This is a genomic window from Mycobacterium sp. TH-M82 (assembly GCF_057473605.1).
The window spans coordinates 1-15,437 of record NZ_JBYCKY010000222.1 but is presented as its reverse complement, the minus strand read 5'-3'; the positions used below and the strand labels follow the sequence as shown (position 1 = coordinate 15,437).

Annotated in this window: 15 protein-coding genes and 1 pseudogene; 1 reads left to right on the top strand and 15 read right to left on the bottom strand. The window is 68.0% G+C overall.

Annotated elements, in window-relative coordinates; all coding sequences use genetic code 11:
* The 10 genes and pseudogenes from AC2VON_RS06620 to AC2VON_RS06575 all read right to left on the bottom strand — a co-directional run.
* Positions 1-542: pseudogene (locus AC2VON_RS06620) on the bottom strand (hypothetical protein); the annotation flags it as partial.
* 74 nt (positions 543-616) lie between these two features.
* Positions 617-1,879 (bottom strand): vWA domain-containing protein, encoded by a 1,263-nt coding sequence (locus tag AC2VON_RS06615; RefSeq protein ID WP_486952224.1) that lies wholly within the window; start codon positions 1,877-1,879, stop codon positions 617-619.
* On the bottom strand, positions 1,876-2,523 hold the full coding sequence (locus AC2VON_RS06610; protein ID WP_486952223.1) for an SRPBCC family protein: 648 nt from the start codon (positions 2,521-2,523) through the stop codon (positions 1,876-1,878). Before AC2VON_RS06610 ends, AC2VON_RS06615 begins: the two co-directional genes overlap by 4 nt.
* Before the next feature lie 12 nt (positions 2,524-2,535).
* Entirely contained in the window at positions 2,536-3,435 is a 900-nt protein-coding gene (locus AC2VON_RS06605; protein ID WP_486952222.1) for an AAA family ATPase, read from the bottom strand.
* Positions 3,432-4,025: a nucleotidyltransferase family protein gene (locus AC2VON_RS06600; protein WP_486952221.1), complete on the bottom strand. Its 594-nt coding sequence runs from the start codon at positions 4,023-4,025 to the stop codon at positions 3,432-3,434. Before AC2VON_RS06600 ends, AC2VON_RS06605 begins: the two co-directional genes overlap by 4 nt.
* Positions 4,022-4,906 carry an XdhC family protein gene (locus tag AC2VON_RS06595; protein WP_486952220.1) on the bottom strand — a complete coding sequence of 295 codons (885 nt, stop codon included), beginning with the start codon at positions 4,904-4,906 and terminating at the stop codon, positions 4,022-4,024. Before AC2VON_RS06595 ends, AC2VON_RS06600 begins: the two co-directional genes overlap by 4 nt.
* Before the next feature lie 13 nt (positions 4,907-4,919).
* On the bottom strand, positions 4,920-7,319 hold the full coding sequence (locus AC2VON_RS06590) for an aerobic carbon-monoxide dehydrogenase large subunit (RefSeq protein WP_486952219.1): 2,400 nt from the start codon (positions 7,317-7,319) through the stop codon (positions 4,920-4,922).
* Entirely contained in the window at positions 7,316-7,807 is a 492-nt protein-coding gene (locus AC2VON_RS06585; RefSeq protein WP_486952218.1) for a (2Fe-2S)-binding protein, read from the bottom strand. The genes AC2VON_RS06590 and AC2VON_RS06585 overlap by 4 nt, the downstream gene beginning before the upstream one ends.
* 2 nt (positions 7,808-7,809) lie before the next feature.
* Positions 7,810-8,718, bottom strand: a complete 909-nt coding sequence (locus AC2VON_RS06580) for an FAD binding domain-containing protein (protein WP_486952217.1) — start codon at positions 8,716-8,718, stop codon at positions 7,810-7,812.
* A gap of 96 nt (positions 8,719-8,814) precedes the next feature.
* Positions 8,815-9,972 (bottom strand): XdhC family protein, encoded by a 1,158-nt coding sequence (locus tag AC2VON_RS06575; RefSeq protein ID WP_486952216.1) that lies wholly within the window; start codon positions 9,970-9,972, stop codon positions 8,815-8,817.
* Positions 9,973-9,996: 24 nt separating this feature from the next.
* On the opposite strand from AC2VON_RS06575, the gene AC2VON_RS06570 reads away from it, so the two are divergent.
* Complete coding sequence (locus AC2VON_RS06570; protein ID WP_486952215.1) at positions 9,997-10,965, top strand: LysR family transcriptional regulator; 969 nt, start codon at positions 9,997-9,999, stop codon at positions 10,963-10,965.
* 114 nt (positions 10,966-11,079) lie between these two features.
* Here AC2VON_RS06570 and AC2VON_RS06565 read toward each other — a convergent pair whose 3' ends face one another.
* From AC2VON_RS06565 to AC2VON_RS06545, 5 genes are all read right to left on the bottom strand, one after another.
* Entirely contained in the window at positions 11,080-11,736 is a 657-nt protein-coding gene (locus AC2VON_RS06565; protein WP_486952214.1) for a TrmH family RNA methyltransferase, read from the bottom strand.
* A 6-nt stretch (positions 11,737-11,742) separates the two neighbouring features.
* The gene (locus AC2VON_RS06560; protein ID WP_486952213.1) at positions 11,743-12,528 is read right to left on the bottom strand and encodes an SDR family NAD(P)-dependent oxidoreductase; all 786 of its coding nucleotides are present in this window, start codon (positions 12,526-12,528) and stop codon (positions 11,743-11,745) included.
* Positions 12,529-12,590: 62 nt separating this feature from the next.
* On the bottom strand, positions 12,591-13,421 hold the full coding sequence (ttfA, locus tag AC2VON_RS06555; RefSeq protein ID WP_486952212.1) for a trehalose monomycolate transport factor TtfA: 831 nt from the start codon (positions 13,419-13,421) through the stop codon (positions 12,591-12,593).
* A gap of 119 nt (positions 13,422-13,540) precedes the next feature.
* Positions 13,541-14,725, bottom strand: coding sequence for a PecA family PE domain-processing aspartic protease (locus AC2VON_RS06550; RefSeq protein WP_486952211.1), 1,185 nt, complete (start codon positions 14,723-14,725; stop codon positions 13,541-13,543).
* 23 nt (positions 14,726-14,748) lie between these two features.
* Positions 14,749-15,437 (bottom strand): AAA family ATPase (locus AC2VON_RS06545; RefSeq protein WP_486952210.1); only part of this gene is annotated, 689 nt, incomplete at its 5' end.

Here is a 15,437-nt window from a genome sequence, read left to right as displayed (position 1 = left end):
TAGCCATTACCGCCGTCACCGAATAGCAGCCCGGCATTGCCGCCATCGGGATGTGCCGCAGTGCCGGACGCACCGTTGCCGATCAGATACTGTCCCGACACTGAATTAATGAAATCGTCGGCCTGCTGACCCAGTGGACTGTCAATCCAATTCTCCATGTCGGTGTGCAGGGGCAGGTAAATATATTGATCGAACCAAGCAGTAACCTGTCTCCCCCAAGACGAAAGCAGTGCAGCAACCGGCTCGGGCAACGATATCGCCGCCGACGCGGCCGCAGCGGCATCAAAGCCGCCTGTGCTTGCCAGATCCGAACCGCTCGATCCCGGACTGGCCAGGTCCACAAGACCGCCCACATCCGAACCGGGCCAACCGGCGATAGGATCCAGACCCGCCAGGGAATCAGCCGGCAGCCCTGTCGTGGCCATCTGCACCGAACCGATGGCGGGGTCGAGAATCGAGTCGAGGATGTCGGCATAGGCTATCGGTGGCGCGGCCAACCGGATTACGCCGAGGGCCAAAACCATCCCGCTGGCGATGCCCAAACCAACCACCCGACCACCACGCGTGCGGTCTTTGTGCGCATGACGACTCGTTTCGGTACGTCGCTGCCAACGAGTCATTTTTCGGTGCGTCTTCCGCGCCGGACGTGAGCATTCAGCAGACATGGCAGGTGCGGCGTTTCCGGTGCGGCCAGCACCACGAACAGTTCGCGCAGTCCGGCCAGTGAGTACGCCGGCAGGAGCAGGTCGCAGTAGGGCAGCGCCACCGCCATCGACCCGGCCAGCGGGCGGAAGTCCCGCTGCGCTGCGCGCGGGTTGAGCCAGATGAGCAGTGCGGCACGGCTACGCAGCCGGGCCAGTGCACGGTCGAGCACCTCGGGCGGTTCACTGTCCCAGCCGTCAGAGGCGATGACCACCACCGCATCCCGCAGCGCGCTGCCGTGCGGCGGTACCAGCAGGGCGCTGATGCTGTGTCCCAGGCGGGTACCGCCGTACCGGTCGGCAACCTTCGCGTTGGCGCGCTGCAGCGCGACCTCCGGTGAGCGGTGCGACAGCACCGCGGTGAGCCGGGTCAGCGACGTCGAGAAGGCGAATACTTCGGGTCGCATCCCGGCCCGGCGCAGCGCTACGGCACGCATCAGATGCAGGTAGATCGTCACGTACGGCTGCATTGAGCGGCTGACGTCACAGATCAGGACCACCCGCCGGGGACGACGCCGGGGGCGGGTACGCGCCAGCGTCATCACCTCCCAACCGGTGTCGCGGGAGGCCTTGATGGTTCGGCGCAGGTCGATCCGCTTTCCGTGCCGGTTGACTTCGCGGCGCAGGCTGGACCGGCTGGGCCAGTGAGCGGTGGCCGCCTCCAGCCACGAGCCGAGCAGCCGAAGGTCTTCCGGATCGAACCGGTCGAAGGGCTCATCGGCGCGGGCCACCAGGCGGCTGGGCAGCACCTCAGGCGTCGTGCTGTCACTGTCGGTATCGCCGACCGCCGTGACGGTAGCGCCACGGGTGATCCAGGGCAGGGTGGCGCCGGCCTCGATGACGGCGCCGTCGGCGCCCGCCATCCCGGACACCGGGCCCGGCTGCGGAAGCTGTTGTGGCATTTGGGCGCCCAGCGGCACCGTGGCGCAGCCGAACACGCCCGCGAACACCGAATCGAAGGCCGGCAGGTCGTCGGCCCGGTTCACCAGCGTCAGCCGCGCCGCCCAGTACAACTCCGGCCGGGTGGACAGGGTGAGCACTTCCAGCGCCCGCACCAGCGCCGCCAGGCCACTGCCGGACACCCGTACCCCGGCGTCACGCAGGCGCGCGACCAGGGCCACCGCGAACGCTGCCCGGTCAACACCTCGAAACAACAGCGGCCGGCCCCCCGGGCTCACCGCCTTCGCCGTAGCACCCACACCAGCACCAGTAGCGCGAACGCCCCGAGCAACACCGGGCCGGTTTTTTTGAACTTGCCGGCGCCGGTCAGCTCCAGCAGGTCGATCGGGGCGGGCTCGGCGGCGGTTGCCGTTGTCGCCGTCGCCGGTTCGGTTTCAGCTGAAGACGCCGGGGCAGCGGCGCCGGTGGTGGCGGTGTCGACTGGCGCCAGTTTGGCCTCCAGCGAATCGACGAACTCGCCGAGCAGCTTCTCTGAAATCTGCTGCAGCGTTCCACTGCCGAACTGCGCGAGCTTGCCGACGATCTTCAGGTCGGTGTCGACGGTCACCCGGGTGCGCTCACCTGTCTCGTGCAGCTGGGTGGTGACCGTGGCGGACGCGTTGCCGCTGCCCCGGGATTCTTTGCCGCGTCCGCTGATCACCGCGCGGTGCTGTTCGGCATCTCGTTCGAGAAACCGCGCCTTCCCGGTGAATTCACTGGTCACCGGTCCGACTTTGACCTTCACTGCACCGACGAAGTCCGCGCCGTCGCGACCCACCAGTCGGGCTCCCGGCATCAACGGGATGACCTGCTCAAGGTCGGACAGCACATCCCAGGCCCGCTCGACGGGCGCATTGACGGTGAACTCGTTGGCGATCTTCATGGGTGTTCCCTCTCAACCGGCGGCTGACGTGCTGGAGTCGGTGAATGCCTGGGCGATGATGTCGCGGTCGTCCGGGGTTTTCGCCAGTGCGCCCAGGCTGGCGAAAGCATCCGTGCTGTGCGCCGCGACCACGTCTGCCACCCCGAGCGCGACCAACGCGGCGACCCAGTCGATGGTCTCCGCCACGCCGGGCGGCTTATCGAGGTCCAGGCTGCGTACCGCACCGACGAACTGGGTCGCGCTTTCGATCAGCGGCACTGCCGCGCCGGGCACCGTGCGCCGCACGATCGCCACGGCTCGCGACGGCTCCGGGTAGTCGATCCAGTGGTAGAGGCATCGTCGTCGCAGCGCGTCGTGCAGATCGCGGCTGCGATTCGACGTCAGCACCGCGATCGGTGGCCGCTCCGCGACAAAGGTTCCCAGTTCGGGCACGGTCACCGCGGCCTCACCGAGGAATTCCAGCAGCAGCGCCTCGAATTCGTCGTCAGCACGGTCGATTTCGTCGATTAGCAGCACCGGCGGCTTCGGCCCCCGATAGCGCACACATTGCAGGATGGGCCGGTCCACCAGATATGTCTCGGTGTACAAGTCGGATTCGTCGATTACGGCGTGACCCGCCTCGGCGATCCGGATGTTCAGCAGCTGCCGTTGGTAATTCCAGTCGTAGAGCGCCTCGCTGGCGGTCAGTCCCTCGTAGCACTGCAATCGGATCAGCGGAGTACCCAGGACCGCGGCAAGGGTTTTCGCGGCTGTTGTCTTGCCCACTCCGGGCTCCCCCTCCAGCAGCAGCGGGCGGTGCAGTGCGGCCGCCAGATAGATCGCGGACGCGGTTCCGGTGTCCAGCAGGAAGTTCTCCGCGTCAAAGCGATGCACCACGTCGTCGACGCCGGTGAACCCGGTGGGCGATGTCACGGCGACCCCGATTCGACCAGCCGGCGATAGTCGGCCCACGTGTCGACGTCCACCGGGACCGTCGCGTCTACCGCGAGCTCATGCATCGCGATGCGTCCGGAGTGCACGAGCTTCCAGACACCCTTGTCGCCGTGCAGTTGCGCGAGCTCGCCGAAGACGCTGCGGCTGAACCAGAAAGGGTGTCCGAAGCCGTCGGTGTAGCGGCAGACGACGACCGGGTGGTCTTCGCCTTCGGTGACCAGCGAGCGCACAGTCGCCGCCGCGACCCCGGGTTGGTCGCCGAGCAGCAACACGATCCCGGCTGCGCCGGGGTCCACGCGATCGAGCGCCACCCGCAGCGACGCCGAGCAGCCGCTGCCGAAGTCCTCGACCACGACGACGTCGACCCCGTCCAGGCGGACAGCGTCGCGGACCGCATGTTCGGCACCACCCAGGGTGACAATGATCTGGTCGAAGCCGCACCAGCGGGCGAGGTCGAGGGTCGCACCCAGCACCGTGGTGTCTCGGTACGGCAGCACCTGTTTCGGCGTGCCGAGGCGCCGGGAGGCACCGGCTGCCAACACGACACCGGTAACCTCCGCGGCGGTCATCGGCGCTGCTCCGCGAATGCCCTGCGACACCCCGAAGCGCAGAACCAGTAGTCTTCGCCACCCATCCGGAGGTACTCAGTGGCCGGCCCGACCACCACCGTCATGCCGCACACCGGGTCGACCGCCTCGGTGACGGCGCTAACGTCAGCGACGGCACCGGCGACAGTCAGTTCGCCGCTGCGGAGCGTCGCGATGAGCTCCGCGACGATCGACACCGCGATCTCGGCTGGGGTCTTCGCGCCAATAGCCAGGCCGACCGGGGTATGGATCCGAGCCCGTTCGGCACTCGACGGGGTGAGTTCGTCGAGGACCGCGGCACCGCGGACCTTGCTGGCCACCAGGCCGATGTAGCCGGCACCGGCGTCCAGCGCCGCGCGGATCATCGCGGCTTCAGATCCGCCCAGGCTGGCGATCACCACCGCGGTGGCCGGCGGCTCAGCCTCGCCGGCGTCGTCTCGCCGAACCTCGTAGCCGAGCGCCTCGCAGAACAACCCGAGCGCGTCCGCGATAGGTGTGGCGCCGCAGATCCGGATCAGCGGCGCCGGCAGTCGCGGCGCCAGATAGATCTCCAGCGCCCCACTGGACAGGCACGGGTTGACGATGACACTGGCACCTGGGGCTTCCGGAAAGTGCAGCTCGCCGTCGGGCAACACGCGCAGTAACACACTTTCGCCGGCCTGCAGCACTCCGAGTGCGGCCTTGCGCACCGAGATCTGTGCGCACTGACCGCCGAGGAAGCCCTCGATCGTCCCGTCCGCCAACAGGATGGCCTCATCGCCGGCCCGCGCGGACGTCGGCTGCTGGGCCCGCACCACGGTCGCGTGCACGAACGGCACCCGAGTTCGCGCCAGCTGTTCGGCGCGCTCACTGATCTTCGTCATCGTCGCCACCTCTCTAGTAAGGCGGCTCCCCCCGGCCCTGCATCGCCTCCCACACCCGCGACGGCGTCAGGGGCATGTCGGCATGGCGCACCCCGAACGGTGCCAATGCGTCGATCACCGCGTTGACCACTGCGGGCGGCGAGCCGACGGTGGCCGACTCGCCAACACCTTTGGCGCCGATCGGGTGGTGCGGTGACGGTGTCACGGTGTGGCCGGTCTCCAGATGGGGCACCTCCATCGCGGTGGGGATGAGGTAGTCCATCAGCGATCCGCCCAAGCAGTTGCCGTCGGAGTCGAAAGCGATCATCTCCATCAACGCCATCCCGATGCCGTCGACGATACCGCCGTGCACCTGGCCCTCGATGATCATCGGGTTGATCCGGGTACCGCAGTCGTCGACGGCCAGGAAGCGACGCACCTTGACCACCCCGGTGCCCGGGTCCACGTCGACCACGCAGAAGTACGCACCGTACGGGTAGGTCAGGTTCGACGGGTTGTAGCAGACCTCGGCGTCCAACCCGCCCTCGATGCCGTCGGGCAGATCCCCGGCGCCGTAGGCACGCATCGCGATGTCGGCGATCGTCACCGATGCCGACGGGTCACCCTTGACGTGAAAGGAGCCCTTCTGCCATTCCAGGTCGGCGACCGATACCTCGAGCATGCCGGAGGCGATGATCTTGGCCTTGTCCCGGATCTTGCGTGCCACCAGCGCCGCGGCCGCGCCGGACACCGGCGTGGACCGGCTGCCGTAAGTGCCCAACCCGAACGGTGTTTGGTCGGTGTCGCCGTGCACCACCTCGATGTCGTCGGGCGGGATGCCGAGCTCCTCGGAAACGATCTGCGCGAACGTCGTCTCATGGCCCTGGCCCTGGGTCTGAACCGACAGTCGCACAACCGCTTTGCCGGTCGGGTGTATCCGGAGCTCGCAGCCGTCGGCCATGCCCAGGCCGAGGATGTCCATGTCCTTGCGCGGACCGGCGCCCACTGCCTCGGTGAAGAACGACATGCCGATGCCCATCAGTTCGCCGCGTTCACGCCGCTGTTTTTGCTCGGCCCGCAGCGCGTCGTAGCCGATCATGTCCATGGCTTTGCGCATGGTGGTCTCATAGTCACCGGAGTCGTAGACCCAGCCGGTCTTGGTGGTGTAGGGAAACTGCTCTGGTTTCAACAGGTTCCGTAGCCGCAGTTCGGCGGGATCCATCTTCAGCTCGTAGGACAGACAGTCGACCATGCGCTCCACCAGGTACACCGCCTCGGTGATGCGGAACGAACAGGCATACGCCACCCCGCCCGGCGCCTTGTTGCTGTAGACCGCCGTCATGTGACAGTAGGCGGCTTCCAGGTCATAGCTGCCGCAGAACACCCCGTAGAACCCGGCGGGGTACTTGGTCGGCGCGGCCTGAGCGTTGAACGCGCCCTGGTCGGCCAGCACGTGGGAACGTACCGCCAGGATCTTGCCATCTTTGGTGGCGGCGATCTCGCCGACCATGATGTAGTCGCGGGCGAAGCACGTCGACGTCAGGTTCTCGCTGCGGTCCTCGGTCCATTTGACGGGTTTACCCAGCAGCAGCGAAGCCACCACCGCGCACACATAACCCGGGTAGATCGGCACCTTGTTGCCGAACCCGCCGCCGATGTCCGGTGAGATGATCCGGATCTTGTGTTCGGGCAGACCGGCCACCAGCGCGTACAGGGTGCGGTGGGCGTGCGGTGCCTGCGTAGTGCACCACAGCGTGAGTTTTCCGCTCACCGGGTCCATGTCGGCGACCGCGCCACAGGTCTCCATCGGCGCCGGGTGCACCCGCGGGTAGACCATCTCCTGTTTGACCACGACATCGGCCTGGGCGAAGGCCGCTTCGGCGGCCTTCGCATCGCCGGTCTCCCAATCGAAGCAATGGTTGTCGGTCTTGCCGTCCAGGTCGTCGCGGATCACCGGGGTGCTGGGATCCAGCGCCTTGCGGGCGTCGATCACCGGGTCGAGGGGGTCGTAGTCGACGTCGATCAACTCCAGCGCGTCGCGGGCGGAGTAGCGGTCCTCGGCGACGACGCACGCCACCTCCTGACCCTGGAACCGCACCTTGTCAGTGGCCAGCACCGCTTCCACGTCGTTGGCCAGGGTCGGCATCCAGGCCAGGCTCTTCTCCGCGAGGTCGGCGCCGGTGATCACCGCCTTGACCTTCGGATGCGCTTGCGCGGCCGAGGTGTCGATGTTCGCGATCCGGGCGTGCGCGAACGGTGAGCGCAGGATCGCCAGGTGCAACATGCCGGGCAGTTGGATGTCATCGACGTAGATGCCGCGGCCGCGGATGAAGCGCGGATCCTCCTTGCGCATCATCCGGCCGTAGCCGCACGGCTTCTGGTCGTTGTCGGCGGTGTCTTCCGGTGATGCCGGCCGGGCCTCGGTGGTGGTCACGAGGTGACCTCGGTCGTCGCTCGCGAATCCCGGGGATGGCGGGCGGCCCACTGGATGGACCGCACGATGGTGGTGTAGCCGGTGCACCGGCAGATCTGTCCCGAGATGGCCTCCCGGATGGTGTCCTCGTCCGGATCGGGATTGTGGTCCAGTAGGTTTCGCCCGGTGATCATCATTCCCGGGGTGCAGAAACCGCACTGCAGCCCGTGGCAGTGCATGAACCCTTCCTGGATCGGGTCGAGCTGACCGTCAACTTCGAGACCTTCGACGGTGCGCACACTGTGCCCGCTGGCCATGGCCGCGAGCATGGTGCACGACTTCGCCGGCTCGCCGTCCACCTCCACCACACAGGTTCCGCAGTTGCTGGTGTCGCATCCCCAGTGGGTTCCGGTGAGCCCGAGCTGATCCCGCAGGAAGTGCACCAGCAGCAGGCGGGGTTCGACGTCGGCGGTCACCTGCTCGCCGTTGACGGTCATGGTTACCTGCATGGTCAGCTACCTTCCGGCTCGGGGATGTTGCGCGCCCGTTGCGCCCGTTCGACCGCCGTCCGCAACGTGCGGACGGTCAACTCGGAGGCCAGGTGGCGCTTGTAGTCGGCGGTGCCACGCATGTCGGTCACCGGTTCGCAGACCTCGGCGGCACGGCGGCCGACGTCGGCGAACACCTCCTCGGTAGCCGAGCGGCCAACCAGCGTTTCGGACACCGCGGCCAGCGCGGCGGCATCCGGATTGACCGCGGTCAGCCCGATCCTGGCGGCCGTGATGGAGCCGCCGTCGAGGGTGACCGCGGCACCGGCGGCGGTGACCGCCCAGTCACCGACCCGGCGTTCCACCTTCGCATACGCGCTGGACGTATGGGACCGGACCGGAATCCGCACTTCGACGAGGACCTCGTTGTGTGCCAGCGCAGTCTCATACGGTCCGGTCAAGAAGTCGTCCATCGCGATCTCGCGTTCGCCCGCCGGACCGCGGGCGACGCAACGGGTACCCAGCACGGTGCACACGGTCACCAGATCCTCGGCGGGGTCCGCCTGGCACAGGGAACCCCCGAGGGTGCCGCGGTTTCGCACCACGGGATCGGCGATCACCCGCTCGGCGTCGGCGAAGATTGGACACACCCGCGCGAGCGCGTCGGAGTCCAGCAGTTCGCGATGTCGCGTCATGGCGCCGATGCGGACCAGCGTCGGGTCGGTGCCTTCCGCATCGACGTAGCCCAGCTCCGGTGCCAGGTCGTTGATGTCGATCAGGTATTCCGGGTTGGCGATCCGCAGTTTCATCATCGGCAGCAGGCTGTGCCCGCCTGCGACGATCATCGCACCATCACCCAGCCGGTCCAGCAAACCGACCGCGTGATCGACGCTGTTCGCACGCTCGTACTCAAACGGGCCGGGTACCTGCATGTGATCACTCCACATCAACCTTGAAGAGCTATGAAAAGCCGACCGAAGTCCCAGTGTTGGCCCGGTTGACCAGGGTGTCAACGGCCGGTTAAGCGATCACTGAATTCCCCCGCCCCTGCCGGCCCTGGTCGCCATCGGGTCGTGGTGGATACGCCCGCTGGTGTCGGCCAACCGCTTGCCGTGGCCGCCCCAGCGCCGGGCGATGATGTCGGCGGCGATCGAGACGGCGGTCTCCTCGGGGGTGCGGGCACCGAGGTCCAGCCCGATCGGGCTGGCCAACCGGCTCAACTCGGAATCGGTCAGCCCGGCGTCGCGCAGCCGTTGCACCCGGTCGGAGTGCGTGCGCCGCGAACCCATGGCGCCGATGTAGCCGACCTCGGGCAGGCGCAGCGCGACTTCGAGCAGCGGCACGTCGAACTTCGGATCGTGGGTGAGCACGCAGATCACCGTGTGCCGGTCGATCGCGCCGGCGGCGGCCTGAGCCGCCAGGTAGTGGTTCGGCCAGTCGACGACGACCTCGTCGACGGTGGGAAAGCGCCTCGACGTCGCGAAGACCGGCCGGGCGTCGCAGACGGTGACCCGGTAACCCAGGAACGAGCCCTCGCGAGCGAGCGCAGCGGCAAAGTCGGTCGCGCCGAACACCAGCAGGCGCGGGCGCGGTGCGTAGCTGCAGACGAAGACTTCGACGCCCCCGTCGAGGCGCTGACCGTCCAGTCCGTAGGTGCGGACGTCGCTGCGGCCCACCGCGAGCAGACCGCGCGCATCGTCGGTGACGACGGCGTCGATGCGCTGGGTGCCCAATGTGCCGATCATCGTGTCAGGCCGGACGACCAGCCGGCGGCCCACCAACGCGGGGTCGGGATGGGCGATGACCGTTGCGACCACGACCGGGCGATGCGCCTCGATGTCGTCGGCCACCGACCGCAGCTCCGGGAAGGTGTCCCGGGAGATCGCCTCGACGAAGATGTTCATCACACCCCCGCAGATCAGGCCGACCGCGAACGCGTCGTCGTCGCTGACCCCGTAACGCTCCAGCCGGGGCGCCTCGGTGCGCACCACCTCCGCCGCGAGTTCGTAGACCGCGCCCTCGACGCAGCCGCCGGATACCGACCCGCTGACCGATCCGTCCGGACCCACCACCATCGCCGCACCCGGTGTGCGCGGCGCTGATTGGAATGTCTGAACCACCGTCGCGACACCGGCGACCCCACCCGCCTCCCAGATCGCCATCAAGTCGGTGAGCACGTCCCGCACAGATCCCAGCGTAGGCTCATTTTCATGACCCCAGCTCAGCTCCGGGCGTACTCGGCGGTGGTTCGCCTGTGCTCGGTGCGAGCAGCGGCAGCAGAGCTCGGCATGTCCGACGCGGGTGTGTCGATGCATGTCGCCGCACTGCGAAAAGAACTCCACGACACCCTGTTCACCAAGACCCATGCCGGGTTGGCATTCACCCCCGGCGGAATTCGGCTGGCCAGCCGGGCGGTGGAAATCCTTGGCCTGCAACGACAAACAGCAATAGAGGTGAGCGAGGCTGCGCACGGTCGCCGACTGCTGCGTATCGCCACGTCCAGTGCCTTCGCCGAACACGCCGCACCCGGTCTGATCGAGCTGTTCTCGTCGAGGGCCGACGACCTGTCCGTCGAGTTGAGCGTGGAGCCGACCGACGCGTTCACCGACCTGATCGTGGCGCGCGCCGTCGATATCGCCATCGGTCCGGTCAGCGAAAGCCAAACCGGCCCCGAGGGTTCGCTGTCCGTACGGCCGTTTCTGAAATATCAGATCATCGCGGTCGCCGCACCGGACAACCCGCTGGCGCGGAGCGGGGCGGCGGCCTCGACGCCGCTACGCGAACAGGATTGGATGCTCGGACCGTCGGCAGGAAGCGTGGACGGCGAGATCGCGGTCATACTGCGTGATTTGGCGATACCGGAGTCACGGCAGCGTATCTTCCAAAGCGACGCGGCCGCACTCGAACAGGTACGACGCGTCGGTGGTGTCACGCTGGCGATCAACTTCGCGGTGGCCAAGGATCTCGCCGACCGCCGGCTGGTCTGTGTGGGCGCGGCCGGGCTACCGGCGTCGGGTGAGTGGCGCGCGTTGACACTGCCGCCAGATGTCCGCCAACCCGCGGTATCGGAGCTGGTTCGTTTCATCACCACTCCGCGGTGCATACAGGCGATGATCCGTGGCACCGGGGTTGGAGTGACGCGGTTCCGACCGAAGGTTCATGTCACGCTGTGGAGTTGAGCGTTGATGCGCTGTGCCGGACTCAGGGTATGTCCGTATCGAGGCCGGAGCGTCACCGGCACACTCGGGTACCACACGAGACTGCCGGGTGATACCGAGTCAGGAGCCGTCGAGTCACCAGGCACTGTCGATATTGGCGTGCTGGGTGATCCAGGTGTGCATCGCTATTCCGGCCGCGACGCCCACGTTGACACTGCGGGTCGAGCCGAACTGAGCGATGGACACCGTCAGGTCCGCTCCTGTGCGAGCGTGGTCGCTGACCCCGGAACCCTCCTGACCGAACACCATCAGGCAGTCCCGCGGCAGCGAGGTCTGCTCCAGTCGCGCCGACCCGGGCACGTTGTCCACCGCCACCACCGCCAACCCGGCGTCGGCGGCGAAATCCAGCAATTCGGTCATGCTGTCGTGATGGCGCAGCCGCTGGTAGCGGTCGGTGACCATGGCGCCGCGCCGGTTCCACCGCCGGCGTCCGACGATGTGCACGGTGTGCACTGCGAACGCGTTGGCGGTGCGCACCACCGAGCCGATGTTGGCGTCGTAGCCGAAGTTCTCGATCGCGATGTTCAGCGGGTGTCGACGCCGGTCGATGTCGGCGACGATCGCTTCGCGGGTCCAGTACCGGTAGGCGTCGACGACGTTGCGGGCATCGCCCTCGCGCAACAACGCCGGGTCGTACCGCGGGTCGGCCGGCGGGTCGGCCGGCCACGGGCCGACGCCGGGCGCCGGTGTGCCCCATTCGGTGGGCCCGGGATGCTCAGCGCGCCCGGTCACGAGGGCCTAGGTGCGGCCACGGCCCCGGCCGAAGGTCTTCACCATGAATCGCTCCAGGCCGCGCGGCACCAGCCGTCCGGCGGTGGCCAGCGCCTTGTACTGCAGACCGGGGATGCTGATCACTTTGCCGCGGGCGATGCCGGCCAGGCTGGCCGAGACCACATCGTCGACCTTCAGCCACATGAACGACGGGACGCCTGTGACATCGATCCCGGCGCGCTGATGGAATTCGGTGTACACGTACCCCGGGCACACCGCGTGCACGCTCACGCCGGTGCCGACCAGCCCGCCGGCCAAACCCTCGGTAAACGACACCACCCAGGCCTTCGATGCAGAGTACGTCGACCCCCGCCCGGACAGCAGCCCAGCCATGCTGGCCACGTTGACCACGGTGCCGGTGCCGGCGTCGAGCATGGCGGGCAGCGCGGCCCGGGTCAGCTGCATCACCGCGGTCACATTGACGTCGAGCTGTGCCTGCAGCAACGCGGGATCGGCTGTCCAGAATTCGCCGGTGGTGCCGAAGCCGGCGTTGTTCACCAACACCTGCACTCCGGCGGCCAGCCGCTGGGCGACGTCGGCCCGACCGGCGGCGTCGGCGAGGTCGGCGGGCAAAACCTCGACGGCGCGGCCGTGCGCGTCGCGCAGTTCGGCGGCCAGCCGGGCCAGCCGATCTTCGTCGCGGGCGACCAGCACCAGGTCATAACCGTCCGCGGCGTAACGCCGGGCGAAACCGGCGCCCAGCCCCGAGGTGGGCCCGGTGATCAAGGCCGTGTTGGCTGCGGGGGGCAACATGACCGACAGCGTAGCGGCGATCGCCAGCGCGGCGGAGCCGAGGGCAGTGGGTTGGAAGAGTATCAGCGCTGGTAGTGCGGTGCCTGCCGACCGTTGCGGCTCGTCGGCGGACGCGGCGCGACGGAGTCGGCCCGGGTGCTCGCGGCCCGGCGGGGCTCGGAGCGTGGCAACTCACGACGCGCCGACTCGCGGCCGGCCGGTGACTCTGACTGCGCGGCCGGCGGCACCGGCCGGCCCGGCGCCGCGTTGCGGCGCTGCACCGACTCCGTCAGCGGCGGTCGCTGCGGCGCCGGCGGCAACACCCGCAGCAGATCGTTGAACTGGCGCACGACCCGCAGGCCTTCGTCCCACTCGGCGCGGGCGCTGGTGATCGGCATGGCAACCAGGGTCCAGTTCTGCTCGTTCCACATGATCTCGGCGCAGTCCGACGCGGTGTGGGCGAAGGTGACCATCCGCCGGTCGCAGGCTCGCCGGGCCGCGTCGAGGTTGGTGGAGTACACCATCCGCGCGCCGATAGCGCCGAGCAGCCAGATGTCGTTCTCCCGTGGCTCTTTGAGTCCCTTGAGCCGCAGATCGATGACGACATTGGTGCTGATCTTGCGGTGCAGCGCGATCACTGTCGCGACTTCGTCCAGGTCGAAGATGTACACCGCCTCGCCGCGGATCTGACCCAGCACCACGTTGCGCGCCGGGATGTCGCCCACCGTCGACATCACACCGCGCTTCCAGCGTTGCAGGATCTGGGTGGACTCCGGTTCGTAGTCGAAACCGTACGACCGGGCCCACGACCGACGACGCCGGTCGCGCCCGCGGCGCCGGTCGATGTCGACGTAGAGCAGCACGCCGGCGCCGACGAAACACAGCGCCGACAGCGTGAACCAGAGCGGGACCATTGCTCCTAGCGTATCCGCTCGCAGCCGGGATGGACGAATGCGAGCAGGTCACAACCGTGCATCGAGACGCCCAGGGACGCGCGACGACGGCGGGTCAGCGCCGGAGGGGGACGCCCGCCTCAGCTGCTGGGGGGATAGGGGGTGCCGAAGTACGTGGTACCGACACCGGAGGGGCTGTTGGAGATGTACACCGGCCGCTCGATGAAGGGCCAGTACCCGGTGTTCATCGTCGATCCCGACACCACCGTCGGGCCGTCCCCGTCCTCGACGTCGTCGACGTACAGCAGCTGGCCCTCGGCGTTGTAGACGTCGATGGTCGTTCCGTTCGGCACATCCCCGTCGGCGTTCGGCGTGACCCCGGCGCTGGCCAGCAGCGACGACGGCATGCTGCCGTACGCGCCGCCGGAGTCGATGACCGCGGGAACCTTCTGCGGCGCTGCGCCGTCGATCGACACGTACACGGTGGCATTCGGCGATCCGTCGACCGAATACACTTCGGACCCGGTCAGCGGGTTCGGGCCGAACTGCAGCGTGTCGTTCTCCTCGTCGATGAGTACGCCCTGGTTCAGATCGCCCGGCAGCGCCTCGACCGGGCTGGTGGTGCTCGGGAGCTCGGCATTGGGCCCGATGCCCAGGAAGCCGTCGATATCGGCGGGGGCGAACAAGCCCGTCAAGCTGTAGTACGCGGGGTTGAACAGGTCCGAAAGGTTTGCCGGCCAGCTGAACAGCTCGGCGTCGACATCGGTCTGTCCGGTGACGATCCCGTTCCCGAAGTCCACTGTCGTCGGGACCGTGACGTAGAGGTAGTCCACCCCGCTGGTGTAGGCGCCGATGCCGATGTTCGTCGGGAAGCCGAGGTCCTGCAGGCCGATGTCGTACCAGGGCAAGACGAGGCCCTCGGACCCGGTGTCGACCAGGACCGGGACCTGCGTCCCGTCGCCCACCGAGATGTCGGCCACCGCCCTGGTGCCGGCCTCCATGGTCAGCGGGATGCTGGCGGTCGTCGACGCATCGGCGGTCGTCGACGCGTCGGAGACGGCCGGTGCCGCAGCCGCGGCGGCCTGGGCGATGGCCTCGATGATGGGCTGGATCAGGTCCTCGATGTCGGCATGCGCGTCCGGCGCCACGGCCAGCGGGGCCGCCCCCAAAAGCTGCGAGGCGAGAAACGCCCCGGCGGCACCTGCACTGACCGCTCGACCGACGCGGCGTTGACGACTTGACACGACAGACCCCCCGCCGAACCGCAGCGGTAACGACAACCGGAATGCTTTCTTGGTGGCCGCCAAGCTACCGAGCCGCGTCACGGCTGTCAATCCGAGCGGGGTCGTCAGCCCAGGGTCAGTGACTCGCCGTCCGCGCTGACGTTGACTGCAACGGTGTCGCCGTCGTGCGCCTTGCCGGCCAAGAGCATCTTGGCCAGCTGGTCTCCGATGGCCTGTTGGACCAGCCGGCGCAGCGGCCGGGCGCCGTAGACCGGGTCGAAGCCGCGTTGGGCCAGCCATTCCTTGGCTGCCGGCGAGACATCGAGCTGCAAGCGACGCTGCGCCAACCGCTTATCCAGCTGCTTGAGTTGGATATCGACGATGTGCACCAGATCGTCGGGGTTGAGGGCGTCGAAGATCAGCACGTCGTCCAGCCGGTTGATGAACTCCGGCTTGAACGTGGCACGCACCGCCGCCATCACCTGCTCGTCGCTGCCGCCCGAGCCCAGATTGGAGGTCAGGACCAGGATGGTGTTGCGGAAGTCGACGGTGCGGCCCTGCCCGTCGGTGAGCCGACCCTCGTCGAGCACGGCCAGCAGCACGTCGAACACGTCCGGATGAGCCTTCTCCACCTCGTCGAAGAGCACCACCGTGTAGGGCCGGCGGCGCACCGCTTCGGTGAGCTGGCCGCCCTGGTCGTAGCCGACGTAGCCCGGCGGTGCGCCGACCAGCCGAGCCACCGAGTGCTTCTCGCCGTACTCGCTCATGTCGATGCGCACCATGGCCCGCTCGTCGTCGAAGAGGAAGTCGGCCA

Coding starts and splice junctions, on each gene's coding strand:
- AC2VON_RS06580 (WP_486952217.1), bottom strand. CDS start 8,718: ATGCAGGTACCCGGCCCGTTTGAGTACGAGCGTGCGAACAGCGTCGAT.
- ttfA (WP_486952212.1), bottom strand. CDS start 13,421: ATGGTCCCGCTCTGGTTCACGCTGTCGGCGCTGTGTTTCGTCGGCGCC.
- AC2VON_RS06600 (WP_486952221.1), bottom strand. CDS start 4,025: ATGACCGCCGCGGAGGTTACCGGTGTCGTGTTGGCAGCCGGTGCCTCC.
- AC2VON_RS06585 (WP_486952218.1), bottom strand. CDS start 7,807: ATGCAGGTAACCATGACCGTCAACGGCGAGCAGGTGACCGCCGACGTC.
- AC2VON_RS06610 (WP_486952223.1), bottom strand. CDS start 2,523: ATGAAGATCGCCAACGAGTTCACCGTCAATGCGCCCGTCGAGCGGGCC.
- AC2VON_RS06595 (WP_486952220.1), bottom strand. CDS start 4,906: ATGACGAAGATCAGTGAGCGCGCCGAACAGCTGGCGCGAACTCGGGTG.
- AC2VON_RS06560 (WP_486952213.1), bottom strand. CDS start 12,528: ATGTTGCCCCCCGCAGCCAACACGGCCTTGATCACCGGGCCCACCTCG.
- AC2VON_RS06570 (WP_486952215.1), top strand. CDS start 9,997: ATGACCCCAGCTCAGCTCCGGGCGTACTCGGCGGTGGTTCGCCTGTGC.